The organism is Mesorhizobium sp. M0954, assembly GCF_040319155.1.
Taxonomy (GTDB): domain Bacteria; phylum Pseudomonadota; class Alphaproteobacteria; order Rhizobiales; family Rhizobiaceae; genus Mesorhizobium.
On sequence record NZ_JAMYNR010000011.1, the window covers coordinates 45,660 to 69,099 of the forward strand.

Genomic DNA, 23,440 nt, shown 5'->3' on the forward strand with positions numbered 1-23,440 from the left:
CAGCGGGATACCGCGATGTCATTCAGACCGTTGCTTGGTGACGGACGGGTTCGGAGCCAGGACGAGAAGTCGGAGCCCCTGCAAACCGCATCATGGGTCAGCTCCTCGATCGTCTTCGACAACCGGCGGTGGGCGTGCCGGGAGGCGGAGCTCCGCTGGACAGCCCCTCATCATCTGATCGTGCTGACCGAAGAAGGCGGCACGTCCCATACATCCATCCGGCACGAGGCACGATCCCTTTACGACGGAATGGACCGTCCCGGAGCCCTCACCTTCGTCCCGGCAGGCGCGGAACGACAGGGCTTCTATCGCGATGTAAACCTCTCCTATTCAGCCCTGTGGATCGATCCCGATATCGGGCTTCCCGGATGCGAACGCCTGAGGAACCTGCCTATACTGGTAAACAAGAAAGACGCGGTCGTCGCCACGCTCTTGAGTTCGCTTCGTGACGAGATGGCACTCGGCCACAAGCCAGACACTGCCTATGTCGAGCATCTGGTCGCCCTCGTCAGTCTCCGCGTGGCCAACCTGAGCCGGGAGCAACCGCGGTTTGTACGTCACGGCTGTCTCAGCCGCCGGGCACTTGGTCGCGTTCGGGATTACATCGATGCGCATATGAATTCCGACATTTCGCTAAGTGAGCTGGCAGCCGCCGCGGGCATGGCCGTCGACAGTTTTGCGCGTCGCTTCAAGGCGACGACCGGCCTTGCACCCTACGCCTATGTGATCGAGGAACGGGTGCGGCGAGCGGAGGCGCTACTGCGCGAAACGGGTTTGTCGATCGGTGTCATTGCCTTTCGGCTCGGCTTCTCAAGCCAGAGCCACTTCACCACGACCTTCCGACGTCTGAGGGGCATGACGCCTCGTGCCTATCGGGTGAATTCTTCTCCAGAATCCTGATAGTGCCGCCGGTTTCTTGAAAGAAAGCCGCCGCCCGCACTCCCACCTCCAGTGTCGTTGGGTGACAGAACCCGAGGGTTCGCTCGGGTCAAGTTGCCGTCTGCGCCTCATTGCGGCTGGGAGATCATGCATGGCCAAAACGGACAACAGGAGCGGGCCGACGCGTCGGATGGTATTGGAAGGCGGTGTTGCGACCGGGGTGCTGCTGGCTACCGGACTACCGGTTGACGCCGAGCCGGCCGAGACCGTCACGGCGGCTGCATCGTCCTCGCCGCTACCGACGATGACGATGTCGTTACGGATCAACGCGAAGGATCTTGCCGTCGAGCTCGACCCGCGGACGACGCTGCTCGACGCGCTGCGCAACCATGTCGGCCTCACCGGCTCGAAGAAGGGCTGCGACCACGGCCAGTGCGGCGCATGCACGGTGCTCGTCGATGGGCGCCGGATCAATTCCTGCCTGACGCTTGCCGCAATGCATGAAGGCGACGAGATCACCACGGTCGAGGGCCTTGCCGAGGGTGACCGGCTGCATCCGGTCCAGGCCGCCTTCGTCGCCCGCGACGGTTTCCAGTGCGGCTACTGTACGCCAGGCCAGATCTGCTCGGCGGTTGGCATGCTGGGCGAGGCGCGGGCCGGCTGGCCAAGCCATGCGAGCGCCGACGTGGCAGCGGCTTCCGTCGCTCTCACCGATGCCGAGATCCGCGAGCGGATGAGCGGCAACATCTGCCGTTGCGCCGCCTATCCGAACATTGTCGCTGCAATCCGCGACGCGGCAGAGGAGGCATGAGCAATGCAGTCCTTCACTTATGAACGTGCGGCGAGTGCTGAGCAGGCGGCGGCCGCGGTTGCGGCCCGGCCGGACGCCAAGTTCATCAGCGGCGGCACCAACCTGCTCGACCTGATGAAGCTCGAGATCGAGCGCCCAGCGCATCTCGTCGACATCAGCCGGCTGCCGCTTGATCGGATCGAGGAGACGGCGGAAGGCGGACTTCGGATCGGTGCCCAGGTCCGCAATAGCGATCTTGCCGCCGACCCGCGGGTAAGGTCGCGCTATCCGATGCTCACGCAAGCGCTGCTGGCGGGAGCGTCCGGACAGATACGCAACAAGGCCTCGACCAGCGGCAATCTCCTGCAGCGCACGCGCTGTCCCTATTTCTACGACCGCAACATGCCCTGCAACAAGCGCCAGCCGGGTTCGGGCTGCGCGGCACTTCAGGGCTTCAATCGCATGCACGCCGTACTCGGCGCGAGCGAAGCCTGCATTGCGGTCCATCCCTCCGACATGGCGGTCGCCATGTCCGGGCTCGACGCCAGGATTGAGACCGTCTCGCCCGGCGGCGAGACCCGCACGATCCCGATCGGCGATTTCCATCGGTTGCCCGAGGCGACGCCCCAGGTGGAGACCGTGCTCGGCCACGGCGAAATAGTCGTCGCGGTTGCCCTGCCGCCGCCGCCACCCGGCCGACAGGTTTACCGCAAGGTGCGCGACCGTGCTTCCTACGCCTTCGCGCTGGTGTCGGTGGCAGCAATCGTCGAGAAAAGCGGCGACCGTATCCGAAGCACTCGGATCGCCATGGGCGGCGTGGCAGCCAAGCCATGGCGCGCGACGGAGGCGGAGCGGACGCTCGCAGGAGCGGCGGCATCCGACGGCGCCTTTAGCGACGCCGCCGAAGCCGCGCTCGCCGGAGCCGTCGGGCATGGCGGCAATGATTTCAAGATCCCGCTGGCGAAACGGACGATGCGGCACACGCTCGCTGCTGCCGCCGAGAGTGCATGAGGTGATGCGATGACAGAGACGACGACCCCGAATCGCGGTTCCCAGATGCAGGCGCCGAGCAGGAGATCGATATGAAACTCACGCGACGCGCCGTTGCCGCCGCGGGTGGCGGCCTTCTCGTCTCTGCCGCCACAGCCTGGGGCGCCAAATCCGATCCGGGAGCTCGTCACGGGCTCGAGGCCGCCGTAGACGCCTTCTTTGCCGGCTGGGCCTCTGGCGACTGGACGGCATTCCTTGACTGTTGCGATGAGACGATGACCTTCCAATTCCCTGTCGGCGAGCAACGAGGCCGACACGGACCGCCAGAGGGCAAACGGGCACTCGCAGCCTGGACCGCCGCGCACCAAGCGCAGGGGAACAGGATCACCAAATCGACCGTCGATCTCAAGCTCTTCGCCGCCGACTGGGTCATCGTCTGCGATCGCGGGAGCGGGACAATCGGTGGCGCGCCCTACACTGGCCTGCATGCGATCTTCATGCGAGCCGGCCCAACAGGGAGGCTGGTCGAGTTTCGCGAGTATTTCGGCGAGATCGCCGCGTGAGCTCCGGCCGCCGCGCGCCGAACATAAAGGTGCGAGGAAGCGGCGTCGTCGCGGCCTCGATGCTTCCGAACTCCAGATGAAAAATCCTTAGGTGACTTATGAGCGAGACCATACCCGGACTGCCCGGCTCCGCCACCCATTCAAGGGTGAAACCTCGTGCCGATGCTGGCATCATCGGGCGGCCGATCGACCGCATCGACGGTCCGCTCAAAGTGACGGGCGGCGCCACATACGCTTACGAGAATGAGCTGGATGGTACAGCCTATGGCTACATTCTCGGCGCCTCCATCGCCAAGGGCCGCATCGCCAAGATCGACACGGCCGAAGCCGAACGGGCGCCGGCAGTGCTGCTCGTCATGACGCACCGCAATGCGCCGGCCCAGCCGGATTTCGGCCCAACGGTCACGCCAACGGTGCCGGAGGTCTTCACGCGCGCCCGGCCCGCGCTCAACAGCGATCGGGTACGGTATTGCGACGAGCCGGTCGCGCTGGTCGTTGCGGAGACGTTCGAGGCTGCACGCGCTGCTGCGGGCCTCATCAGAGTACGCTACGACGAGGAGCCAGGCCTCTACGATCTACCGGGACATATCGCCGACGCCTACGCGCCAAAGCGGACCAATGCCGGCTTCGAGACCGACAGCGTGGTCGGCGACTTCGAGCGTGCCTTTGCGACGGCGCCGATCAAGATCGATTCCACTTACGGGACCCCCTTCGAACATCACAATCCGATGGAGCCGCATGCGACGCTTGCTGCCTGGTCAGGCAACGAGCTGACGATCCGAACATCGGCGCAGACCCTCGCGAACTTCCGGGCCGGGGTCGCCAGCACGCTTCGCATCCCGCTCGAGCGAGTGCGCATCGTCAGCCCCTTCATCGGCGGAGGCTTCGGCTCGAAGCTGATTGCCCATGCCGACACGATCCTGGCCGCACTTGCAGCGCAGGTGCTGCAGCGCCCCGTGAAGATCGCGCTGACGCGACAACAGATGTTCGCCAATGCCGGTCATCGCGCAGAGATGGTCCAACAGGTACGTCTCGGCGCGGACACTGACGGGCGGCTCACCGGGATCGCGCACGATGTCTGGTCGGCAACGTCCAGCTTCGAGGAGTACTGCGAACAAACGGCAGTTTTTGCGCGCTCGCTCTACGCGGCGCCGAACCGTCTCACCCGCCATCGCCTGGTTCCGCTGGACATCAACCGCGGCGAATGGATGCGCTCGCCCGGCGAAGCGCCCGGCATGCTGGCTTTCGAATGCGCCATGGATGAGCTCGCCGAGCGCGCCGGTCTGGACCCGATCGAACTCAGGATCCGCAACGAACCGGCACAGGATCCCGAGCGCGGCGTGCCGTTCTCCACCCGCAATCTCGTCGCCTGCATGGAGGAAGGCGCCCGCCGTTTCGGCTGGGAGCGGAGAAACCCGACACCGGGCCGAACTCGGGAGGGCCGCAAGCTTATCGGCCACGGCATGGCGGCGGCGATCCGTCCGAACTATATCGGCGCGGCGACGGCGCGGGTTGCGATCGACCGGGACGGTCGGGTGACGGCGCGGCTCGACATGACCGATATTGGGACCGGCACCTATACGATCCTGACCCAGATTGCCGCCGAGAGCCTCGGCCTGCCGATCTCGTCCGTCAAGGTGGAGCTCGGTGACAGCCGCTTCCCGCGTACCGCCGGCTCCGGCGGGTCCTGGGGCGCAGCAAGCGCGGGTTCGGCCTTGTATAATGCGTGCAACGTCCTCAAGGAACGGATCCTGGAGGCGGCGCAGTCGAACGAAGCCTCGCCGTTGCGCGGCGCGAACGCCACCGAGGCAAGCTTTGCCGACGGCGAGGTCAGGGTCGGCCAGCGATCGGCGAGCCTGACCGATCTTATCCGAGGGATCTCTCCCGATGGACTCGAAGCCGAAGGCTCCGTAGCCGCGGGCGCCACCACCCAGTCATACAAGACCTATTCGCAGCATTCCTATGGCGCGCATTTCGCAGAGGTCGCTGTCGATTGCGATACCGGTGAAATCCGCATGCGCCGGATGCTGGCTGTGATCGGCGCGGGCCGTATCCTCAACGCCAAGACCGCGCGCTCGCAAATCATCGGCGGCATGACCTGGGGGATCGGTGCAGCGCTGATGGAGCAGACGGTGCTCGACCCGCGCTACGGCCACTTCGTCAATCACGATCTTGCCGAGTATCATGTGCCGGTCAATGGCGATGTCCCCGATATGGAGGTCGCCTTCCTCGAGGAAGACGACGACAAGGCCAACCCGCTTGGCGCAAAGGGTCTCGGCGAGCTCGGCGTGTGCGGTGCGGGGGCTGCTGTCGCCAACGCCGTTTACAACGCGGCCGGCGTGCGAGTGCGTGAATTTCCCATCACCTTGGACAAGGTGCTGCCTGCCTTACCTGTGATCGCTATTTGACGCTCTCCTCCCTCGCCCTCAACGGTGACCAGGTCGAAACGGATCGCTATTTCTGCGCCATCGACGACGACGACGGTGGTTGACAGCGCTTTCCGACCCTTCCATACAAACGCCGTCAATGTTCTCAGGGCGGGGTGAAAGTCCCCACCGGCGGTAAGGGTCTCGGCCCAAGCCCGCGAGCGCTTTCCGGTTAGCCGGAGAGGTCAGCAGATCCGGTGTGATTCCGGAGCCGACGGTCACAGTCCGGATGGAAGAGAACGAAATGGAAGACGGTCCGCTTTCGCGGTTCGGACTCCGTATCGTGCGTCCTGATTCTGGTTCGAAACGGAAGGATGGACCCATGAATCAGCATTCCCACAACGACTATGAAGCGATCCGCGTTGCCGTCATTCGCGCGCGTTGGCATGCCGATATCGTCGACCAATGCGTTGAAGCATTCGAGGCGGAACTGGCGGTTCTCGGAGAGAAACGCTTTGCCGTCGATGTCTTCGATGTGCCTGGCGCTTATGAGATTCCCCTGCATGCAAAGACGCTTGCCGTGACCGGCCGCTATGCCGCTATCCTCGGCGCCGCGTTCGTCGTCAATGGCGGCATCTACCGGCACGAGTTTGTTGCAAGCGCGGTCATCGACGGCATGATGAATGTGCAATTGTCGACTGGCGTGCCGGTGCTTTCGGCGGTGCTGACGCCGCACAACTATCATGACAGCGCGGACCATCACCGCTTCTTCTTCGAGCATTTCAGGGTCAAAGGCAAAGAGGCGGCCAGTGCCTGCGTGCAACTGCTGGCAGCACGCGAACGCATCGCGGCGTGAAATCTCCGTCGCGGGTGGAAATCCCGGTAAGGCGCTGTAGTATCTCACGAAAACCAGGGAGGATGCCGGTGCAGACCAAGAAGATCATCAATGACGGTAACCGCTCCGTCGATGAGATGCTGGAGGGCATCCTGGCCGCGCATCCGCGCCATCTCAGAAGCGCGGACGGCAGTCCGCGCGCCATTATCGCCCGCGACGGACCGCGCCCAGGCAAGGTCGGTCTCGTCATCGGTGGCGGCTCGGGCCACGAGCCGACCTTCCTCGGCTTCGTCGGCAAGGGGCTGGCCGACGCCGCCGCGATCGGCAATGTCTTCGCCTCGCCGCCGCCGGACCCGATCCTCGAATGCGCCAAGGCGGCCAGCGGTGGCGCCGGCGTGCTGTTCATGTACGGCAACTATGCCGGCGACGTGATGAACTTCGACATGGCCGCCGAAATGGCGGCAATGGACGACATCGAGGTGCGCACCGTGCTGACCACCGACGATGTCGCCTCGGCGCCGCGCGACCAGAGGCAGAAGCGGCGCGGCGTCGCCGGCAATTTCTTCATCTTCAAGGCCGCCGGTGCCGCATGCGACCAGATGCTGTCATTCGATGAATGCGAGCGTATCGCCAGGAAGGCCAACGATCACACCTTCACCATGGGTGTGGCGCTGTCGCCCTGCTCGCTGCCGCAGACCCGCCGGCCCAATTTCGAGATCGGACCGGACGAGATGGAGATCGGCATGGGCATCCATGGCGAGCCAGGCATCGCGCGCGGAAAGTTGAAAACGGCCGACGAGATCACCGACGAAATGCTGGACAAGGTCCTCGACGAGATGGCGCCGGCGCGCGGCGATAAGGTCGCCGTTCTGGTCAATTCGCTCGGCTCAACGCCGTTGATGGAGCTCTACATCATGAACCGACGCGTCAAGCAGAGGCTGGATGACGTCGGTATTTCCGTCCACGCGACCTGGGTCGGCAATTACTGCACCTCGCTCGAAATGGCTGGCGCCTCGGTGACGCTGATGCATCTCGACGGCGAGTTGCAGGCGATGCTCGACCATCCTTGCGACTGCGCCATGTTCCGCGCCGGCTGAGAAAGCATCATGACCTCGATCGATTCAGTCGGCTTGAAAAGAATGTTCGATGAGATCGCGGCGGCGATCGACGCCGACAAGGACAGGCTCTGCCAACTCGACGGCGTCATCGGCGACGCCGACCATGGCATCGCCATGGCACTAGGCTTCACAGCTGCGCGCGATGCACTAGCGCAACTCGACCTCGCGGCGACCGAGCCGACGGCGCTGCTCAACACTGCGGCGAAATCCTTCCTCAACGCGGTCGGCGCCTCGTCAGGCCCGCTCTATGCGACCGCCTTCATGCGCGGTGCCGCCGCCGTCAAAGGCAAGGCAATTCTGGAGGACGCTGACATTATCGCCATGCTCCGGGCGATGGCGCAAGGCATCCAGGATCGCGGCAAGGCCGAGCTCGGCGAAAAGACCATGGTCGACGCCTGGCTGCCGGCGGCGCAAGCAGCGGGTGCCGCGCAGCAAGCCGGCAAGAGCCTGTGCGGGAGCCTGGAAGCCGCACTCGCCGCAGCCGAACAAGGCGCTGAGACGACCAAGGGCATGATCGCCGCCAAGGGCCGCTCATCGCGGCTCGGCGAGCGCTCGCTCGGGCATATGGACCCCGGCGCCGCGTCGGCCGTGACGATCATCAGGGCGATGCGGAACAGTCTGGCTTAGCCCCGCTTCGCCGCGTCGAGCCTGTCGATGGCCTGGACATTGCCGGCCGATGGTCCCTTCTCATCGAATTCCGATGCGAGCCAGGCGTCGACGATCGACTTGGCCAGTTCCGGGCCGATGACGCGCGCGCCCATGGTGATGATCTGGGCGTTGTTGGATTTCGCGGCGCGCTCTGCCGAATAGGTGTCGTGGGTGAGTGCGGCGCGAATGCCGGGCACCTTGTTGGCGGATATGGATACGCCGATGCCGGTGCCGCAAAACAGGATGCCGCGATCGTTTTCGCCGTCCAGGATGGTCTGGGCGAGCTTCTGTGACAGGTCGGCATAGTAGCCCGACTGGCTGAGGTCGCTAACCGTGAGGCCGGGCTTGGTAGCGAGGTGAGCGGCAATGACGTCGAGCAGCGGCTTACCGGCGCTATCAGCTCCAATGGCAATTTTCATGTTCCGTTTCCTTCCTGTTTGGTGATTCAGATCGCCGCCGAGGCGCGCTTGAGGATGTCGATATAGCCGTCCGCCTGCCAGGCCGAGCGGCCGATGAACAAGCCGTCGATGTTGGGCTGGCCGACCAGTTCGGCGGCATTTTGCGGATTGACGCTGCCGCCATAAAGCACCGGCGGTACCACCGGCAGCAGGTCGCGTGCGATTTTCTTGATTAGCGCCTGCTGCCTGTCGGCATAGTCCGAACTGGCCGGCACGCCCTTGTCGCCGATCGCCCAGACGGGCTCATAGGCAAACAGGATCGTCGCCGCCTTCGCCGCGCCTTCGAGAAACTGCAGCGCGCCGTGCACCTGCAAGGCCAGCACCGCAGCGGCCTGCCCGCTGTCGCGTTGAGCCAGGGTCTCGCCGACGCAGATGAGTGGCACGAGACCATGCTTCACCGCCGCCGCAGTCTTCAGACCGACGGCGTTGTCGGTCTCGCCGAAATGCTCGCGCCGTTCGCTGTGGCCGAGCTCGACCATGTCGAGGCCGCAGTCTTTCAGCATGACCGGCGAGATCTCGCCGGTCCAGGCGCCGGCGTCGGCCCAATGCATGTTCTGCGCGCCGACCTTGATGCGCGTCGGCGACAGCGCTTTCTTGACCTCGCGGATCGCCGTGAAGGGCGGGATGACGAAAGGCTGGATGCGCTCGTCGAAACCGGGGACGAACTCCGCCAGCGCCTCGGCGAAAGCCATCGCCTCGGCGAGCGTCTTGTTCATTTTCCAGCTGGTGCCGACCCAATAAACCATACGTGCCCTCCTATTCTGCGATCACTGTCAGCGAAACGCCGGCACCATCCAGCGCGGCGCGCATCTGCGGCTGCGGCTCGCGGCCGGTGAAGACCGTGTCAAAGGCCTTGAGATCTGTCAGGAAGTGCAAGGCAGTGCGGCCGAATTTCCCATGATCGACCAGCAGATATTTGCGCGCTGCTGCGGCCATCATCAGCCGTTTGGTCTGGACCACTTCCTGATCCTGGTGAAAGGCAGAGGCACCATGGATGGCCGATGACGACAGGAACGCGACATCGGCGCGCAATGATTTCAGCGTATCCTCGGCGAGCAGGCCGAAGAAGCCGTGAAACTTCTTGTTGTATTGGCCGCCGAGCGCAATCAGGTTGATGCCGGCAACGCCCGCCAAATCCTGGATGACGGCCAGATTGTTCGAGATCACCGTCAGCGGACGCAGATCGGCAAGATGCCGAGCAACGCCGCCCGCGGTTGAGCCATCGTCGATGATCACCGTCTGACCCGGTTCGATCATCGTCACGGCAGCGGCGGCGATGCGCTTCTTCTCGTCGCCGGCCAGCCGCTGGCGGTAGCGGAAATCGCTCTCGAAAAGGCTGCTCGGCTGGATCGAGGCGCCGCCGCGCACCTTGCGCAGGAAGCCGCTTTCCTCGAGCTCGTCGAGGTCGCGGTGGACAGTCATCTTTGACACGCCGAAGCGTGAGGCAAGATCGTCGACACTGGCGGTGCCGATGTCCATCAGAAAATCCATGATGCCTTGCCGGCGGCCGTCGCTCTTCATTTCCGCGGCATCCTTGTGCAATCCGGTTCCGAGATATAACAGCAAACGTCGCACAAGCCACCAAATTTTTGTGATAATGTTATATCTCTTTGGGATATCATGACGCTTCTGGTCGCGTCCTGTAACAAGAATTGCTGCCGGCCGAGCGCCCAGCGGTTGCGGTGCCGCGGAAATCCGGCCAGAAGCATCAGGGGCTCGTCGACAACCGAACGGCCCGCAAACACTGGCTCGAAACCGGATACGGGAGACTACTGAGTGGCTCGCATCACACTGAGACAATTGCTCGATCATGCCGCCGAATACGGCTATGGCGTGCCTGCCTTCAACATGAACAATATGGAACAGGGCCTCGCCATCATGGAGGCAGCCGAGGAGACCAAATCGCCGGTTATCCTGCAGGCGAGCCGCGGCGCGCGAGCCTACGCCAATGATGTGGTGCTGGCCAAGCTGATCGACGCGCTGGTCGAAATCCATCCCGATATCCCGGTCTGCATGCATCTCGACCATGGCAACAACGAAGCGACCTGCGTCACCGCGATCCAGCACGGCTTCACTTCGGTGATGATGGACGGATCGCTGAAGGAAGACGGCAAGACGCCGGCCGACTACGCCTATAATTCCGGCATCACCCACCGCGTCGTCGACATGGCGCATTGGGGCGGCGTCTCGGTGGAAGGCGAGATCGGCGTTCTCGGATCGCTGGAGATGGGCGGCGGCGAGCAGGAGGACGGCCATGGCGTCGAGGGCGTCATCAGCCACGACCAGCTGCTGACCGATCCCGTGCAGGCCGAACAGTTCGTGCGCGACACCCGTGTCGATGCGCTGGCAGTCGCCATGGGCACCAGCCACGGCGCCTACAAGTTCAGCCGCAAGCCGGACGGCGCTGTACTGGCCATGAACGTCATCGAGGAAATCCACCGCCGTCTGCCGAGTATGCATCTCGTCATGCACGGCTCGTCCTCGGTGCCGGAGGAGTTGCAGGAGATCATCAACAAATATGGCGGCCAGATGAAGCCGACATGGGGCGTGCCGGTCGAAGAGATCCAGCGCGGCATCAAGCACGGGGTGCGCAAGATCAATATCGATACCGACAACCGCATGGCGCTGACCGGCGCAATCCGCAAGGTGCTGACCGAGAACCCGAGCGAATTCGATCCGCGCAAATATCTGACGCCGGCAATGGCCGCGATGCGGAAGCTGTGCAAGGAGCGCTTCGAGCAATTCGGCACCGCCGGCAACGCACCGAAGATCAAGCCGCTGCCGCTGTCGGAAATGGCCAAGCGCTACAAGTCCGGAAGCCTCGATCCGAAATTTGGCTGATGTATTCCGGCTCTGAGCAGGAGCTGCCTCAGCTCCTGCTCATCCGATCATGCTCGCGGCAAGAGATCGGCCCTGCCGGTCTCGATAAAGGGTGCCCAGTAGTCGACCGACTCGCGGATCATGGCGATGACCTGGTGGTCGACGGGCTCGCGCTCGCGGAACGACAATTCGAGGCAGATCTCGTTGTCGACGCCGCCGCCACGGCGAACCGTCTCCAGCAGCTTTTCCGGCGTGATGCGGCCGTCCTTGTTGTGAGCGGCAATGAACGGCCAGTGACCACCCTTGTTCATCGACGACTGCTTGACGTGGATGATCGGCGATTGCCTGGGAAAGGCTTCGGCCCAGGCATAAGGGTCGGTGTCCGCCGGATTGCTCGAGGTCACGTCGCCATGGTCGATGTCGACCATCATCTTGAACGGGACGGCCATGCCGGCCGCTTCGATCTCGCGCTGCAGTGCCCGGCAGCTTTCGATCGTATGGCCGAATTCGCGGCCGACCGACATCGGCTCCCAGAACAGGTAGGTCAAGCCGGCTGCTTTGGCATGCTCGGCGACCTCGCGCCAGCATTCCAGCGCGATGTCGAAAAGCCGCGCGCGACGTTCAGGATTGTCGTAATCCCGGTGAGTGAAGATCGCGAATTGCGTGCCCATGCCTGCGGCGCCGAGCTCGGCCGAAACTTCTGAAAAGGTCTTGAACCAGTCGACGTAGTAGCGCCGCACGTCGGCATCGGGATGGCCGAAATGATTGAGCCGGCCGTAAGGGCCGGTCATCGCGGAGGTCACGCGCACACCGGTGCGGTCGAGCGCGGAGCGGAACAGGCGGACGAATTTGGCGATCGTCGCCGCCGGCCAGCCGGGATTGACGAATTCATGGGTGAGTTGGACGTCCCTGATACCGATCTGATAGGCGATCGCGTCGATCAGGTCGTCCGGCTCCGCAAAGCGGTTGACCAGCGGATTGGTGTTGAGCGAAAGCGTAAAGGCCATCAGCCGGCCTTTGCCAGCCGGCTCGAGCACCAGTCCTCGAAGGCGGTTCTTTCCGCGGCGGACAGATGCAGGCCGTGCTTGGTGCGCCTTTCGAGAATATCGGCGGCGGTCTCGGCCCATTCATGCTCGAACAGGTAATTGGCTTCGCGCTCGAAAAAATCCTTGCCGAAGCGCCGGCCCAGTTCGGCGAGCGAGGTGGCCGCGCCGACCAGATCGCGCGTCCTTGTGCCGTAGAGCCTGCCGTAATGCTTGACCAGCGATGCCGGCATCCAGGGAAATTCATGGCCGAGGTCGCCCAGAAACTGCTCGAAATCGGCATTGGCGATATCGCCGCCCGGCAGGTGCCCTTTCGAGGTCCACGGCTTGCCCATTTTCGGAAAGAACGGGGCGATACGGTCGAGCGCGTGCTCGGCCAATTTGCGGAAGGTGGTGATCTTGCCGCCGAAGACCGAAAGCAGCGGCGCCTGCCCAGCCGGTGCGTCGAGTTCGAATATGTAATCGCGGGTCACCGCGCTCGGATTGTCGGCATTGTCGTCATAGAGCGGCCTGACGCCGGAAAACGAGTAGACGACGTCGCTTCGTGCGAGCTGGCGCTTGAAGTAGCGATTGACTGCCTTGATCAGGTAATCGATCTCGCCGGCATCCGCGGTCACGTCCTCCGGTCGCCCTTCATAGGGAATGTCAGTGGTGCCGATCAGCGCCAGATCGTTCTGATAGGGATTGATGAAGATCACCCGCTTGTCGCTGTTCTGAACGAGATAGGCCTGCCGCCCTTCCCAGAATTTCGGCACAACGATGTGGCTGCCCTTGACCAGGCGCACGTTGCGCCTGGAATTCTGGCCGGCGACGCGGTTGATGACGTCGTTGACCCAGGGTCCGGCGGCGTTGATCAGCGCCCGTGCCCGGACTGTGGTCCTGACGCCGGTTCGACCGTCGCGCATCTCCACCGACCACAGGCCGTTTTCGCGGCGGGCGGCGGTGCAGGCAGTGCGGGTGAATATCCTGGCCCCACGCTCCGCGGCGTCGAGCGCATTGATGACGACCAGGCGGGCGTCGTCGACCCAGCAGTCGGAATATTCGAAGCCGCGCTTGAAGCTGTCCTTGATCGGCGCGCCTTCTGGCGCGGTGCGCAGGTCGAGCGTACGCGTGGCCGGCAGCCGCTTGCGGCCGCCAAGATGGTCGTAGAGGAACAGGCCGAGCCGCACCAGCCAGGCCGGCCGGTCATCGGGGCTGTGTGGCAGCACGAAGCGCATCGGCCAGATGATGTGCGGCGCGGATTCGAGCAGCACCTCGCGTTCGATCAGCGCCTCCCGCACCAAGCGGAACTCGTAATATTCGAGATAGCGCAAACCGCCATGAACGAGCTTTCCCGATCGCGAACTGGTGCCCTCGGCAAGATCGTCCTTTTCGCAAAGAATGACCGACAGGCCCCGGCCCGCCGCATCGCGCGCGATTCCGGCGCCATTGACGCCGCCGCCGATGACGAAGAGGTCGACGATTTCGGTTTCACCGTTCATCTCGCTCTATGCCCTGTCGTCAGCATGGATTGACCGGAGGCAGCCCGGCGATGTAGCGGCGCACTTCCTCGGCCGCCTGCTCGGCCGCGTAGGTCACGGTGCGTACCGACGCGCCGGCGATATGCGGCGTCAGCGTCACGTTCGGCAGTTGCAACAGCGGCCAGTCGGCAGGCACCGGCTCGACGGCGAACGTCTCCAGCATAGCACTGCCGATGTGTCCCGAGACGAGCGCTTCGTAGAGCGCATCGTAGTCGACCAGCGGTCCGCGCGCGGTATTGACGAAGATTACGCCGGGTTTCATCCGGGCGATGGCGTCCTTGCCGATCAGGCCGCGCGTCTCCTCGGTGACCCGGGAGTGCAGCGTGACCACATCGGAGCGCGACAGCAGATCGTCCAGCGCAACCAGCTCGACGCCGGCATTGCGGTCCTCGGCGCTCAATTGCACATAGGGATCGCAGACCAGGATGCGGCAGCCGAAGGCGCGCAGCAGCCGAACCAGCCTGGTGCCGATATTGCCGTAGCCGATGACGCCGACGGTCATTTCGTTGAGCTCGCGGCCGGTACGGTCGGCGCGGTAGAGATCGCCGCGCCACTCGCCCTTGCGCAAGGCTTCGTGGCCGACGCGGATCAGCCGCGTTTCGGCGAGAATGGCGCCGATGGTGAACTCGGCCACGGCGCTGGCGTTGCGGCCGGGCACATTGACCACGGTAATGCCATGGGCCTTGGCGGCGGCCATGTCGATGTTGATCGGTCCGCCGCGCGAGACCGCAACCAGCTTGAGCGTGGGCAGGCGCTGCATCATGCTTTCGGAGAGCGGCGCAAGCTGGGTGACGAAGATTTCGGCGTCGCCGATGAAATCCACCACCTCGTCGGGATCGCCGAAATACTCCTTGACCTTGTCCAGACCAAGCGCGGCATTGCCGAATTGCATCGGCTCGTCGGGCCAAGCGGTCTCAATGCTGCGGATGTCGAGATTGTCGCCGCAGGCCGCCTCGATTTTCTCGCGAAACACTTCCGGAAGCATGAAGCGGTCGCCGATGATCGCAATTTTCTTGGGCATGCTCTTCTCAATTCACGTCGGTTTGCCTGGACGCGGCCATCGAGCGCCAGACCGGCCGCAGCGCCTCATGCGCCAATGTGTAGGACGGAGCCATCGCCTCATAGGCAGCGGCAAGTTTCCGATCGCTGGGTTCGGCCGTACGGAGCAAAGGCGTGACCCATTCGCTGACGCAATCGTCCATCGATGCGTATTGGCCGACGCAGACCGCAGCAATCATTGCGGCGCCCGCAGCACCGGCCTCCTCGCGCTCGCTGGTGCGAATGTCGGCGCCGACCGCAGCACCCAGGATCTTGCGCAGAGCCGGGCTCCTGGCCGCTCCGCCGGTCAGGCGGATTTCCTTGGGCAGGGGCCCCATGGCGGCGTAGCAATCGCGCGCCGCGAAAGCCAGCCCCTCGAACACCGCGCGGACTATGTCGGCATAGCCGTGCCTGGACGAAATGCCGATGAAGCCGGCCCTGGCATTGGCATCGACGAACGGCCCGCGCTCGCCGGCCTCCGAGACATAGGGCTGGTAGAGCAGCGCGCCTGGCTCGGACGACGATATCCACTGGTCGACCAGCGCGATCATCTCGCCATTGGTCCGCGTAATACCTTGCGAGGCGAGAATGCCGGAGGCGAGGCCAAGGACCCAGTCGATATTGAGCGTTGCCGCCATGTTCGACTGCATCTGCGCAAAGACGCCGGGTGCCGGCATCGTCATCGTGTAGCCGGTTGCAGCCTCGTTGAGCAGAACCTGGTCCGGCGTTTCGGCAAGCCGCATATGCATTCCGGTGGAGCCGATGATCGAGCATCCCGGCTTGCGTTCGCGATCGAACAGGCCGGCGCCGAGCGCCGTGCAGGCGACATCGACATAGGCCAGAACGACCGGTGTGCCGGCGAGCAGGCCGGTCGCATCGGCTGCTGCCGCCGACAGCGAGGTGCTTTGCCTGGTGCCATCGACGATGGGCGGCAACAGATGCCGGAGATCGGTGACGCCGAGTACCTCGAGCACATCATCGCAATAGCCGCGCGTGCGGAAGTCGCCGAAGGTGAAGGTGCCCTCGGACGGGTCGGTGGCGCGGTGGCCGGTCAGCTTGAAATAGAGCCAGTCCTTGCAGTGGAACGCCGTCGCTGCATTGGCAAGCATCGCGGGCATGTGGCGCTTCATGAACACGAACTGCGATCCCTGCTGGCAGGCAGCGAGCCCGCTGCCGGTCTTTTCGAAGCGCAGCCGGTCCTCCGGCCGCGCGCGGATCTCCTCGACGACCGCGGCAGCGCGCGCGTCGAGCCACAGCCAGCCCTTGGCAACCGGCTCGCCATCCTTGTCGATCAGCCAGGTACCGTCGCCCTGCCCGGTCACGGCGATGGCAATGGTCCGGCTGGCGAGATCCGGCACCTTGTCGGCAAGCTCGCACAAGGTCGTCGCGGTATCGGCCCAGGTGCGTGTCAGGTCCTGCTCGGCGCCGCCGCCCGGCAGTGTCTCGTATTTATTGGGCAGCGCGGCGGACGCGATCTGCCTGCCCGCCGTGTCAAAGGCGACGGATTTTATGACAGACGTGCCGGCGTCGATGCCGATCAGCACATCCTGCATCAAGCCAGCTCCGTGCCGTGCGAAATGGCATTGCCGCTCGCCTGATCGAAGACGTGAAGGTTTTTCGGATCGATGCTGATCTTGATCGGCGCGCCAAGCTCCAAGCGGGTTCGGTCATGTTCGACCAGGACCAGCGAACCGCCGGCGAAATCGGCGGCGATATGGGTCTGGTCGCCGAGCCATTGATTGGCCGAAACCGTCGCCGGCACACCATCCTTCGAGCGGCGGACCGCATAGGGCCTGACGCCGATGACGACGCGCTGCCGGTTGAGCAATTCGTCGCGAACCGGGCCGCTGAATGCATCCTTGTCGTAGTCGAGCGAAAGCCCGTCGGGCAGCTTGAGACTGATCTTGCCGGCAGCCGTGCCGACATAGGCCTCGAAGACATTCATCGGCGGCTCGCCAACGAAGGTGCCGGTGAACAGGTTTGCCGGCCGCTCCTTGAGCCTGTCAGGCGTATCGAACTGCTGCAGCACGCCGCCCTCCATGACAGCGATGCGATCGGCCAGCGCATTGGCCTCAGTCTGGTCGTGGGTGACAAGGATCGCGGTCAGGCCACGCTCCTTGATGAAATGCTTGATGCGGCCGCGCAGCACGGCGCGAAGCTGCGGCTCGAGCTGGCCCATCGGCTCGTCCAGCAGATGCAGGTCGGCCTCGCGGATCAGCGCCCGGCCAAGGCTGGCGCGCTGCTGCTGGCCGCCGGAGATCGAGCTCGGATAGCGCTCGAGAATGTCCTCGATCTCGAGCAGCTTGGCGATGTTGGCGACCTTTGCATCGACCGCACTCTTCGCCAGCCTGGCGGCCTTGAGGGCGAAGGCCATGTTCTCGCGCACGGTCAGCGGCGGGTAGAGCGAATAGCCCTCGAAGGCCATTGCGACGTTGCGCCTGACCGGCGGCAGCATGTGCACTTTGCGGCCGGCAACCGCGATGGCGCCGCGCGAGACCTCTTCGAAGCCTGCGATCATGCGCAATGTCGAGGTCTTGCCGCAGCCGGAGGAGCCGAGCAGCGCCACGATCTCGCCCTTGGCGATTTCCATCGTCAGGTTCTTGACGGCGTGTACGCCACGGTCGATCGGACCGTAGAACTTGTCGACGCCCGAAATGGTGATTGCGGTCGGGCTCATGCCGCTTCTCCGCTGCGCAAATTGACGACGTTTTTCGAGCCGATGCGCTCGCCGCTTGTGCGATCGAACAAAAGGGCGCTTTTACTGTCGACGGCAATGTAGACCTTGCCCTCGGATTGGCCCGGTGTCCCGGAAGGACGCGAAACCAGGATTTCACGGCCGCGCACGGTGCGCACCAGCGTGACGATCTTCTCGTTGAGCGGCGTCTCAGCCTCGACCGTCACCGGGATGGCGCCGAGCGTGCGTTCATCGACAAACGCCAGCGCCTCCGGCCGCAAACCGATCACGCAGTCGCGGCCGACCGCCGCCTCATGAGCGCCGGCAAGATGGACCTGGACGTTGGACAAGCCAACATAGATGCCCTTGGCGTCCCGCGCCGGCTTGACGTCGAGCAGGTTGATGGTCGGGTCGCCGAACAGCCGGGCGATCTCGACGTTGGCCGGCTCGCGATAGATCTGTTCGGGCGTGCCGAGCTGTTTCACGACGCCTTGCGACATCACTGCGATGCGATCGCCAAGCGCCATCGCTTCCTTGTAGTCCTGGGTGACGTAGACAACGGTTGCGCCACGATCGGCGAGCAGCCTTGGCAGCTCGAGCCGCATTTCGAAGCGCAATTTGGCATCGACGTTGCGCAAGGGATCGTCGAGCAGCAGAAGCGGCGGCGAGCCGACCAGGGCGCGGGCAAGCGCGGTGCGCTGCTTCTGGCCGTTGGACAGAGCCCGCGGCTTGTGGCTGAGCACATGGCCGATCTTCAACAGCTTGCCGACGCTCTCGACGCCGGCCTTGATCGCGCCCTGCGACGAATGCTTCGCCTGCAGCGGCGTGGCGATGTTGTCGAACGCCGTCATATGCGGGAACAGCGCGAAGTTCTGGAATGCCATGCCGACGCCGCGGAACTCGGCGTCGACGTCGGTCATGTCCTCGCCGCCGATGAGGATCTTTCCCTCGTCGGGGTCGATGACGCCGGCGACCAGCCGCAATAGCACCGTCTTGCCGGCGCCGGACGGCCCGAACAGGACCAGCGTTTCGCCGTCGGCGACGGTCAGCGACAGATTGTCGAGAACGGTCTGGCTTTTGTAGCGCTTGACGATGTTTCGCAGTTCGAGGCTTGCCATCGGACTATCCTTTCACCGCGCCAAGCGACAGGCCTTCGACGAGATAGCGCTGCGCATAAAGCGCGAGCGCCAGCGTCGGCGTGATCGACAGCACGATCGCCGCCGAGATCTGGCCATACTGGATGCCCGAGGAGGTGATGAAGGCGAGCGCGCCGACCGTCACCGGCTGCTTGTCGGCCGAGGCGAGCACCAGCGCAAAAACGAAATTGTTCCAGGCAAAGATGAAGGCGAGCAGACCGGCAGCGGCAATGCCTGGGCCGGCGAGCGGCAGCGCGATCTTGCGGAAGGTGGCAAACCAGGAATGTCCGGCAATGCGGTAGGCGTATTCGATGTCGGCGGGAATGTCTTCGAAATAGCCGCGCACGATCCACAGGATCAACGGCAGGCAGATCAACTGATAGACCCAGATCAGCCCGATATAGGTGTTGGCCAGCCCGAGCTTCTGGAAATAGAGGGTGAGCGGCAGGAGCACCAGCAGCGCCGGCGCGAACCGGAACGACAGCAGCGTGAAGGCAATGTCCTCCGAGCCGCGGAATTTGTGCCGCGCAAAGGCGTAGGCCGCCGGAACGCCGAGCAGCAACGCGACGGCAACCGAGGTGACCGACAGGAAGACGGAATTCCAGAGGTTGCGCATGAAGGCGATGTCGAGCGTGCCGGCCGCCGTCATCAGCTTGCCGGTGATCAAGGCAGTGTAGTTGGCGAGCGTCGGCTCGAAGACAAGCTGCGGCGGAATCCGCAGGATTGTCTCGTTGGTCTGGAACGACATCATCAGGATCCAGACGATCGGGAACATGAAGAAGATCACGACCAGCGCCAGGGCAATGCCGCGCAGGATGCGTTCGAGAAGCGAGGTGTGTTCCACGCCAGCCTCCTATGCCTGGCCGCGGGCGCGTTCGCGCAGCCGCAGCCAGTTCTTGATGAAAATGTTCGAGAGGAAATAGGTGATCGCCCACAGGATGATCATCAGTGCCGCCGAGCGGCCGACATTGGTCGACTGGAAGAAGTTGAGGTAGGCCTCGACCTGGAAGACGGTCAGCGTGTCGCCCGGACCGCCCTGCGTCATGGCGTAGATGATGTCGAACTGCTGGATGGAATCAAGCAGGCGGAACAGGGTCGCCGTCAGGATGTAGGGGGTCAGCATCGGCAGTGTGATGCGGAAGAAGACGAAGCTGCGTGGCACGCCGTCGAGTGCTGCCGCCTCGAAGGGCTGCGTCGGCAGGCTGCGCAGGCCTGCAAGCAGCAGGATCATGATGAAGGGCGTGTAGACCCAGATGTCGACGAGCACGACGGTGAGCAGCGCCGTCGACGGAGACGAGGCCCAGCGGAAATCCTGCAACCCGATCAGGCTGGCGAGATAGCTGAGCACGCCGAAACCGGGATTGGTCATCAGCTTCCACATCAGCGCGGCGAGCGCCGGCGCCGTCATCAGCGGCATCAGCAGCATGATCGAGATGAAGTTGTTCAGCGTCGAGCGCTTTTGCAGCAGCATGGCGATGCCGAGACCGAGAAGCAGTTCAAGCACAACGGTGATGCCGGCGTAGAGCAGCGAGATCTCCAGGGTGTTCCAGAACTTCGGGTCGGTGAAGAAGGAGATATAGTTGTCGCCCCAGTTGAACTGCCGCGCCCAGGGTTGGCTCAACCGGTAGCGCTGGAACGAATAGACCACCGACGTCAGGAACGGGATCAGGATGCCGATGCAGACCAGCAGAGCCGGCAGGCTGAGGAGATAGGGCAGCACCCGCTTGCTGATCCTGAAGCCCGACGGCCTGTTTCTTTGTATTGTCGCCGCAGTCATCGGCTGCTCCGTCATCCTGTTACTTCGCCGTCCCGGCCGCCCAAGGGAGCAAGGCGGCCGGTCGGGCGAGCAGGCGGCACCTTTCGGGACCGCGTCGCAAACGTATCACATCTCAAAGGCTGGCCCGCGGACGGGCCAGCCTTGGCCGCGGCTTAGCCGAGCCCGGCTTCCTTGAGCTGGCTGTTGATGCTCTCGGCCAGCTTGTCGAGGCCCTCGTCGACCGGCACTTCCTTGGCCACCATCTTCTGCAGCGTCGCCGCCCATTCGGTGGTGAGATCGAAGAACAGCGGCTGCGGGGTGAACTTGATGCTGGCGCCCGGCGCCGAGACGTCGAACATCTCGACATAACCCGGATAGCTCTTGTTCAGCTTCTCGCGGAACATCTCGTCGTTCCAGACCGACTGACGAACCGGATTGACGAAGTCCATCTTGGTCGCACCGAACAATGCATGCTCGGGTCCGGATGCCCATTGCATGAAGTACCAGGTGGCGTCCTTGTCCTTGGAGAAGTTGGACATCGACAGCGACCAGATCCAGATATTGGGCGTCGGCGCCTTGGCGGCAGGATTGGCCTTGAATGCCGAAAAGGCGAGCTTGCCGGCCATCTTGTTGTCGCCGCCATTCATGAAGTAGCCAAGGATGTCGGCGTCGTAAATCATCGCCGAAGCACCTGCACCGAGATCGGTGCCGACCTGGTACCAGGTGTAGGTCGACCAGTCCTTCGGGCCGCTCTCCTGGATCATCTGGACCCACTGCTTGTGGAAAGCCTTGGATTCGGCGGTGCTCATCGCGGCCGACAGCTTGCCGTCAGCCGAGACGTTCAGGTCCTTCTGGTCGAAATTGGCGTAAGCCGACAGGAATCCCGGGTGGATCGTCGCCCAGGAGCGCGAGCCGCGCACGCCGATGCCGTAGACGCCGCCACCGACGTCCTTGGTGAGCTTCGCCGCCGTAGCGACCATCTCATCCATATTGCCGGGAACGCTGACGCCGACCTTGTCGAACATGCCCTTGTTGTAGGTGATGTTGTTCTGCTCGAAGCCCCACGGAATGCACCATTGCTTGGCGTCCGCCGAACCGAGGGCGCCGCCCGGCTGGCCGTTCCAGGCGCAGGAGTTCTTGACGCCGGGCAGGAAGTCGTCCCAGGCATATTTCGGGTTGGTCTTGGCCGGATCCTTGATCCATTCGTTGAGGTCGGTGATCCAGCCGGCCGGACCGTAGGTCCAGGTCATGTAGGCGCCGGTCATGAAGGCATCGTATTCGGGCGAGCTGGCCGACAGCGCGGCGGTAACCTTGTCGAAATAGACGTCTTCGGGGAACACGTCATAGACGACTTCCATGCCGGTCAGCTTCTTGAAATTGTCGAGGTTGGCGATCATCGCATCGGCATAAGGATGCTTGTTGAGCAACAGCTTGATGGTTTTGCCCTTATGCGCCTGCCAGTCGAAATCAGCCGCCAGGGCGCGGGTCTGCCCGAAGTTGAGCAGTGTGCCGGCGGTGCTGGCGGCAAGGCCCATTGCACCGAGGCCCTTGATCAGCCCACGGCGGTCGACTTGTCCACGCAGGAATGCGTCGATGAGGTCTTTCTCTTTCTCATGCATTTCTCTTCTCCTCCACAGGGTAGTTTCAACGAAATGGTTGCCGGCTACCCGACCGGCGTCTATTCCACGAGCGATCGCGCCGTCCGCTCGTCGGTTATCAAGCCTTTGAGATAACGGCCCTCCAGCACTGACTTGATGGCGCGAACCTTCACCTTGCCGCCGGCGACGGCGACAATCCTGCGGTTGCTGATGTCTTCGCGCGCCAGTGCCAGCGCCCGGTCGGAAAGCGTCGTCGCAACGGCCTTTCCGGCATCGTCGAAGAAATGGCCGAGCAATTCGCCGACACCGCCGTTGCGGCGGATCTCCTCCATCTCGCCCTTCTCGATCATACCGGTGGCGACAAGCGAGGCCTCACGTTCGGCGGTGCCGATGCCGGCGATGAGCAAGTCGGCGGACTTGGCGAGGTCGAAGACATCGCTGACGCCTTTCTGCCCGAGCAACACGGTTCGATCCTCGACCGTGTTGGCGAACATCGGTACGGGCATCACATAGGCCTCCGCACCAGTCCGCTCGGCGACGCGGTGGATGACGTCATGCGGATTGGCCGAGAACTTGCGCGTCAGGCCGCCAAGCAGCGAGACGAAACGGATCCTGCCCGCCGATATGCGCGGCAGATATTCGACGCAGGCGGCAAGCGTGCGGCCGTGGCCGACGCCGATCAGCGCCTCCTCGCCGCGTTCGATCTCGCGCTTGAGAAACTGCGCGCCAGCAATGCCGAGCGCCTTGAGCGGCAGGTCTTCGGCATCGAAGTCCGGAACCACCTCGCAGTAGTCGAGGCCGTACCGGCCGGACAACTCATCCTCAAGCTCCACGCATTCTGAGACTTCGCCGTCGATGTAGACTTTGACCAGGCCTTCCTGATTGGCCTTGGTGATCAGGCGATGCGCCTTGAGACTGGTCAGGCCGAGCCGCTTGGCGACCTCCGACTGGGTCAGGCCGCCGGCATAGTGAAGCCAAGCGGCACGGGCGGCCATGCCGGTCTCATCGTCGCGCAGCAGGCCGTTGCCAAAACCAACCATTTCCGCCCTTTGATATTTTTATCAGTTGCTGCAAAATTTTTCACAAGGCGTCGCCCGAGTCAAGCAACCGCTGCGTTTAAATCTCCGGCCAGGAGCTTGCCGGCCGGGGCCGAATTGGGCCGCGCTAACCAACGGGCAAGAAACAACACCGACCATGCGCATTTAAAA

Annotated in this window: 22 protein-coding genes and 1 riboswitch; of the genes, 9 read left to right on the forward strand and 13 right to left on the reverse strand. The window is 63.7% G+C overall.

The genetic code is table 11. The features are described 5' to 3' along the window. Positions 1-15 precede the first annotated feature (15 nt). The 8 genes from NKH93_RS16750 (at position 16) to dhaL (ending at position 8,168) form a co-directional block, all read left to right on the forward strand. A complete protein-coding gene (locus tag NKH93_RS16750; RefSeq protein WP_031211585.1) occupies positions 16-900 on the forward strand; it encodes a helix-turn-helix domain-containing protein in 885 nt (294 codons plus the stop codon). Between the two features lie 130 nt (positions 901-1,030). After that, a complete protein-coding gene (locus tag NKH93_RS16755; protein WP_352681006.1) occupies positions 1,031-1,690 on the forward strand; it encodes a 2Fe-2S iron-sulfur cluster-binding protein in 660 nt (219 codons plus the stop codon). A 3-nt stretch (positions 1,691-1,693) separates the two neighbouring features. Further along, positions 1,694-2,680: an FAD binding domain-containing protein gene (locus tag NKH93_RS16760; protein WP_352681004.1), complete on the forward strand. Its 987-nt coding sequence runs from the start codon at positions 1,694-1,696 to the stop codon at positions 2,678-2,680. Positions 2,681-2,751: 71 nt separating this feature from the next. After that, positions 2,752-3,222, forward strand: coding sequence for a nuclear transport factor 2 family protein (locus NKH93_RS16765; RefSeq protein ID WP_352970985.1), 471 nt, complete (start codon positions 2,752-2,754; stop codon positions 3,220-3,222). 98 nt (positions 3,223-3,320) lie between these two features. Continuing rightward, positions 3,321-5,630, forward strand: a complete 2,310-nt coding sequence (locus tag NKH93_RS16770; RefSeq protein WP_352970988.1) for a xanthine dehydrogenase family protein molybdopterin-binding subunit — start codon at positions 3,321-3,323, stop codon at positions 5,628-5,630. A 116-nt stretch (positions 5,631-5,746) separates the two neighbouring features. Then, a riboswitch (FMN riboswitch) is annotated at positions 5,747-5,893 on the forward strand. A gap of 77 nt (positions 5,894-5,970) precedes the next feature. Then, on the forward strand, positions 5,971-6,444 hold the full coding sequence (locus NKH93_RS16775) for a 6,7-dimethyl-8-ribityllumazine synthase (protein WP_352612254.1): 474 nt from the start codon (positions 5,971-5,973) through the stop codon (positions 6,442-6,444). 68 nt (positions 6,445-6,512) lie between these two features. After that, positions 6,513-7,520, forward strand: a complete 1,008-nt coding sequence (locus NKH93_RS16780) for a dihydroxyacetone kinase subunit DhaK (protein WP_352768455.1) — start codon at positions 6,513-6,515, stop codon at positions 7,518-7,520. Positions 7,521-7,529: 9 nt separating this feature from the next. Beyond that, complete coding sequence (dhaL, locus tag NKH93_RS16785) at positions 7,530-8,168, forward strand: dihydroxyacetone kinase subunit DhaL (protein ID WP_352835260.1); 639 nt, start codon at positions 7,530-7,532, stop codon at positions 8,166-8,168. Here dhaL and derI read toward each other — a convergent pair. The 3 genes from derI to NKH93_RS16800 are packed head-to-tail and all read right to left on the reverse strand — an operon-like array spanning position 8,165 to position 10,168. Continuing rightward, positions 8,165-8,608 carry a D-erythrulose-4-phosphate isomerase gene (gene derI, locus NKH93_RS16790; RefSeq protein ID WP_023676015.1) on the reverse strand — a complete coding sequence of 148 codons (444 nt, stop codon included), beginning with the start codon at positions 8,606-8,608 and terminating at the stop codon, positions 8,165-8,167. The two genes, dhaL and derI, sit on opposite strands and share 4 nt — an antisense overlap. A 26-nt stretch (positions 8,609-8,634) precedes the next feature. Continuing rightward, positions 8,635-9,393, reverse strand: coding sequence for a triose-phosphate isomerase (locus NKH93_RS16795; protein ID WP_352472271.1), 759 nt, complete (start codon positions 9,391-9,393; stop codon positions 8,635-8,637). Positions 9,394-9,403: 10 nt separating this feature from the next. Beyond that, complete coding sequence (locus NKH93_RS16800) at positions 9,404-10,168, reverse strand: DeoR/GlpR family DNA-binding transcription regulator (protein ID WP_023676017.1); 765 nt, start codon at positions 10,166-10,168, stop codon at positions 9,404-9,406. Positions 10,169-10,423: 255 nt separating this feature from the next. On the opposite strand from NKH93_RS16800, the gene fba reads away from it, so the two are divergent. Next, the gene (gene fba / locus NKH93_RS16805; RefSeq protein WP_352472270.1) at positions 10,424-11,488 is read left to right on the forward strand and encodes a class II fructose-bisphosphate aldolase; all 1,065 of its coding nucleotides are present in this window, start codon (positions 10,424-10,426) and stop codon (positions 11,486-11,488) included. Between the two features lie 47 nt (positions 11,489-11,535). Here the strand turns inward: fba and NKH93_RS16810 are convergent, their stop codons facing one another. From NKH93_RS16810 to NKH93_RS16855, 10 genes are all read right to left on the reverse strand, one after another. After that, positions 11,536-12,474, reverse strand: coding sequence for a sugar phosphate isomerase/epimerase family protein (locus NKH93_RS16810; protein WP_352472317.1), 939 nt, complete (start codon positions 12,472-12,474; stop codon positions 11,536-11,538). Further along, complete coding sequence (locus tag NKH93_RS16815) at positions 12,474-13,991, reverse strand: glycerol-3-phosphate dehydrogenase (protein ID WP_352970993.1); 1,518 nt, start codon at positions 13,989-13,991, stop codon at positions 12,474-12,476. The genes NKH93_RS16810 and NKH93_RS16815 overlap by 1 nt, the downstream gene beginning before the upstream one ends. Positions 13,992-14,010: 19 nt before the next feature. Further along, positions 14,011-15,051, reverse strand: a complete 1,041-nt coding sequence (locus tag NKH93_RS16820; protein ID WP_352472266.1) for a 2-hydroxyacid dehydrogenase — start codon at positions 15,049-15,051, stop codon at positions 14,011-14,013. A gap of 7 nt (positions 15,052-15,058) precedes the next feature. Continuing rightward, a complete protein-coding gene (locus NKH93_RS16825; protein ID WP_352472265.1) occupies positions 15,059-16,621 on the reverse strand; it encodes an FGGY-family carbohydrate kinase in 1,563 nt (520 codons plus the stop codon). After that, the gene (locus NKH93_RS16830) at positions 16,621-17,745 is read right to left on the reverse strand and encodes an ABC transporter ATP-binding protein (protein WP_352970996.1); all 1,125 of its coding nucleotides are present in this window, start codon (positions 17,743-17,745) and stop codon (positions 16,621-16,623) included. Before NKH93_RS16830 ends, NKH93_RS16825 begins: the two co-directional genes overlap by 1 nt. Further along, positions 17,742-18,860: an ABC transporter ATP-binding protein gene (locus NKH93_RS16835; RefSeq protein WP_352970999.1), complete on the reverse strand. Its 1,119-nt coding sequence runs from the start codon at positions 18,858-18,860 to the stop codon at positions 17,742-17,744. Before NKH93_RS16835 ends, NKH93_RS16830 begins: the two co-directional genes overlap by 4 nt. A 4-nt stretch (positions 18,861-18,864) precedes the next feature. Next, complete coding sequence (locus NKH93_RS16840; RefSeq protein WP_023676025.1) at positions 18,865-19,722, reverse strand: carbohydrate ABC transporter permease; 858 nt, start codon at positions 19,720-19,722, stop codon at positions 18,865-18,867. A gap of 9 nt (positions 19,723-19,731) precedes the next feature. Then, on the reverse strand, positions 19,732-20,655 hold the full coding sequence (locus NKH93_RS16845; RefSeq protein ID WP_352452414.1) for a carbohydrate ABC transporter permease: 924 nt from the start codon (positions 20,653-20,655) through the stop codon (positions 19,732-19,734). 152 nt (positions 20,656-20,807) lie between these two features. Beyond that, on the reverse strand, positions 20,808-22,253 hold the full coding sequence (locus NKH93_RS16850) for an ABC transporter substrate-binding protein (RefSeq protein WP_352455241.1): 1,446 nt from the start codon (positions 22,251-22,253) through the stop codon (positions 20,808-20,810). Positions 22,254-22,312: 59 nt separating this feature from the next. After that, positions 22,313-23,272 (reverse strand): sugar-binding transcriptional regulator, encoded by a 960-nt coding sequence (locus tag NKH93_RS16855; protein WP_352971002.1) that lies wholly within the window; start codon positions 23,270-23,272, stop codon positions 22,313-22,315. Between the last annotated feature and the right edge of the window lie 168 nt (positions 23,273-23,440).

What these genes read in the sequence shown, in the direction of transcription:
- NKH93_RS16750 (WP_031211585.1), top strand. Translation starts at nt 16, where the DNA reads ATGTCATTCAGACCGTTGCTTGGTGACGGACGGGTTCGGAGCCAGGAC.
- NKH93_RS16755 (WP_352681006.1), top strand. Translation starts at nt 1,031, where the DNA reads ATGGCCAAAACGGACAACAGGAGCGGGCCGACGCGTCGGATGGTATTG.
- NKH93_RS16760 (WP_352681004.1), top strand. Translation starts at nt 1,694, where the DNA reads ATGCAGTCCTTCACTTATGAACGTGCGGCGAGTGCTGAGCAGGCGGCG.
- NKH93_RS16765 (WP_352970985.1), top strand. Translation starts at nt 2,752, where the DNA reads ATGAAACTCACGCGACGCGCCGTTGCCGCCGCGGGTGGCGGCCTTCTC.
- NKH93_RS16770 (WP_352970988.1), top strand. Translation starts at nt 3,321, where the DNA reads ATGAGCGAGACCATACCCGGACTGCCCGGCTCCGCCACCCATTCAAGG.
- NKH93_RS16775 (WP_352612254.1), top strand. Translation starts at nt 5,971, where the DNA reads ATGAATCAGCATTCCCACAACGACTATGAAGCGATCCGCGTTGCCGTC.
- dhaL (WP_352835260.1), top strand. Translation starts at nt 7,530, where the DNA reads ATGACCTCGATCGATTCAGTCGGCTTGAAAAGAATGTTCGATGAGATC.
- derI (WP_023676015.1), bottom strand. Translation starts at nt 8,608, where the DNA reads ATGAAAATTGCCATTGGAGCTGATAGCGCCGGTAAGCCGCTGCTCGAC.
- NKH93_RS16795 (WP_352472271.1), bottom strand. Translation starts at nt 9,393, where the DNA reads ATGGTTTATTGGGTCGGCACCAGCTGGAAAATGAACAAGACGCTCGCC.
- NKH93_RS16800 (WP_023676017.1), bottom strand. Translation starts at nt 10,168, where the DNA reads ATGAAGAGCGACGGCCGCCGGCAAGGCATCATGGATTTTCTGATGGAC.
- NKH93_RS16810 (WP_352472317.1), bottom strand. Translation starts at nt 12,474, where the DNA reads ATGGCCTTTACGCTTTCGCTCAACACCAATCCGCTGGTCAACCGCTTT.
- NKH93_RS16815 (WP_352970993.1), bottom strand. Translation starts at nt 13,991, where the DNA reads ATGAACGGTGAAACCGAAATCGTCGACCTCTTCGTCATCGGCGGCGGC.
- NKH93_RS16820 (WP_352472266.1), bottom strand. Translation starts at nt 15,051, where the DNA reads ATGCCCAAGAAAATTGCGATCATCGGCGACCGCTTCATGCTTCCGGAA.
- NKH93_RS16825 (WP_352472265.1), bottom strand. Translation starts at nt 16,621, where the DNA reads ATGCAGGATGTGCTGATCGGCATCGACGCCGGCACGTCTGTCATAAAA.
- NKH93_RS16830 (WP_352970996.1), bottom strand. Translation starts at nt 17,745, where the DNA reads ATGAGCCCGACCGCAATCACCATTTCGGGCGTCGACAAGTTCTACGGT.
- NKH93_RS16835 (WP_352970999.1), bottom strand. Translation starts at nt 18,860, where the DNA reads ATGGCAAGCCTCGAACTGCGAAACATCGTCAAGCGCTACAAAAGCCAG.
- NKH93_RS16845 (WP_352452414.1), bottom strand. Translation starts at nt 20,655, where the DNA reads ATGACTGCGGCGACAATACAAAGAAACAGGCCGTCGGGCTTCAGGATC.
- NKH93_RS16850 (WP_352455241.1), bottom strand. Translation starts at nt 22,253, where the DNA reads ATGCATGAGAAAGAGAAAGACCTCATCGACGCATTCCTGCGTGGACAA.
- NKH93_RS16855 (WP_352971002.1), bottom strand. Translation starts at nt 23,272, where the DNA reads ATGGTTGGTTTTGGCAACGGCCTGCTGCGCGACGATGAGACCGGCATG.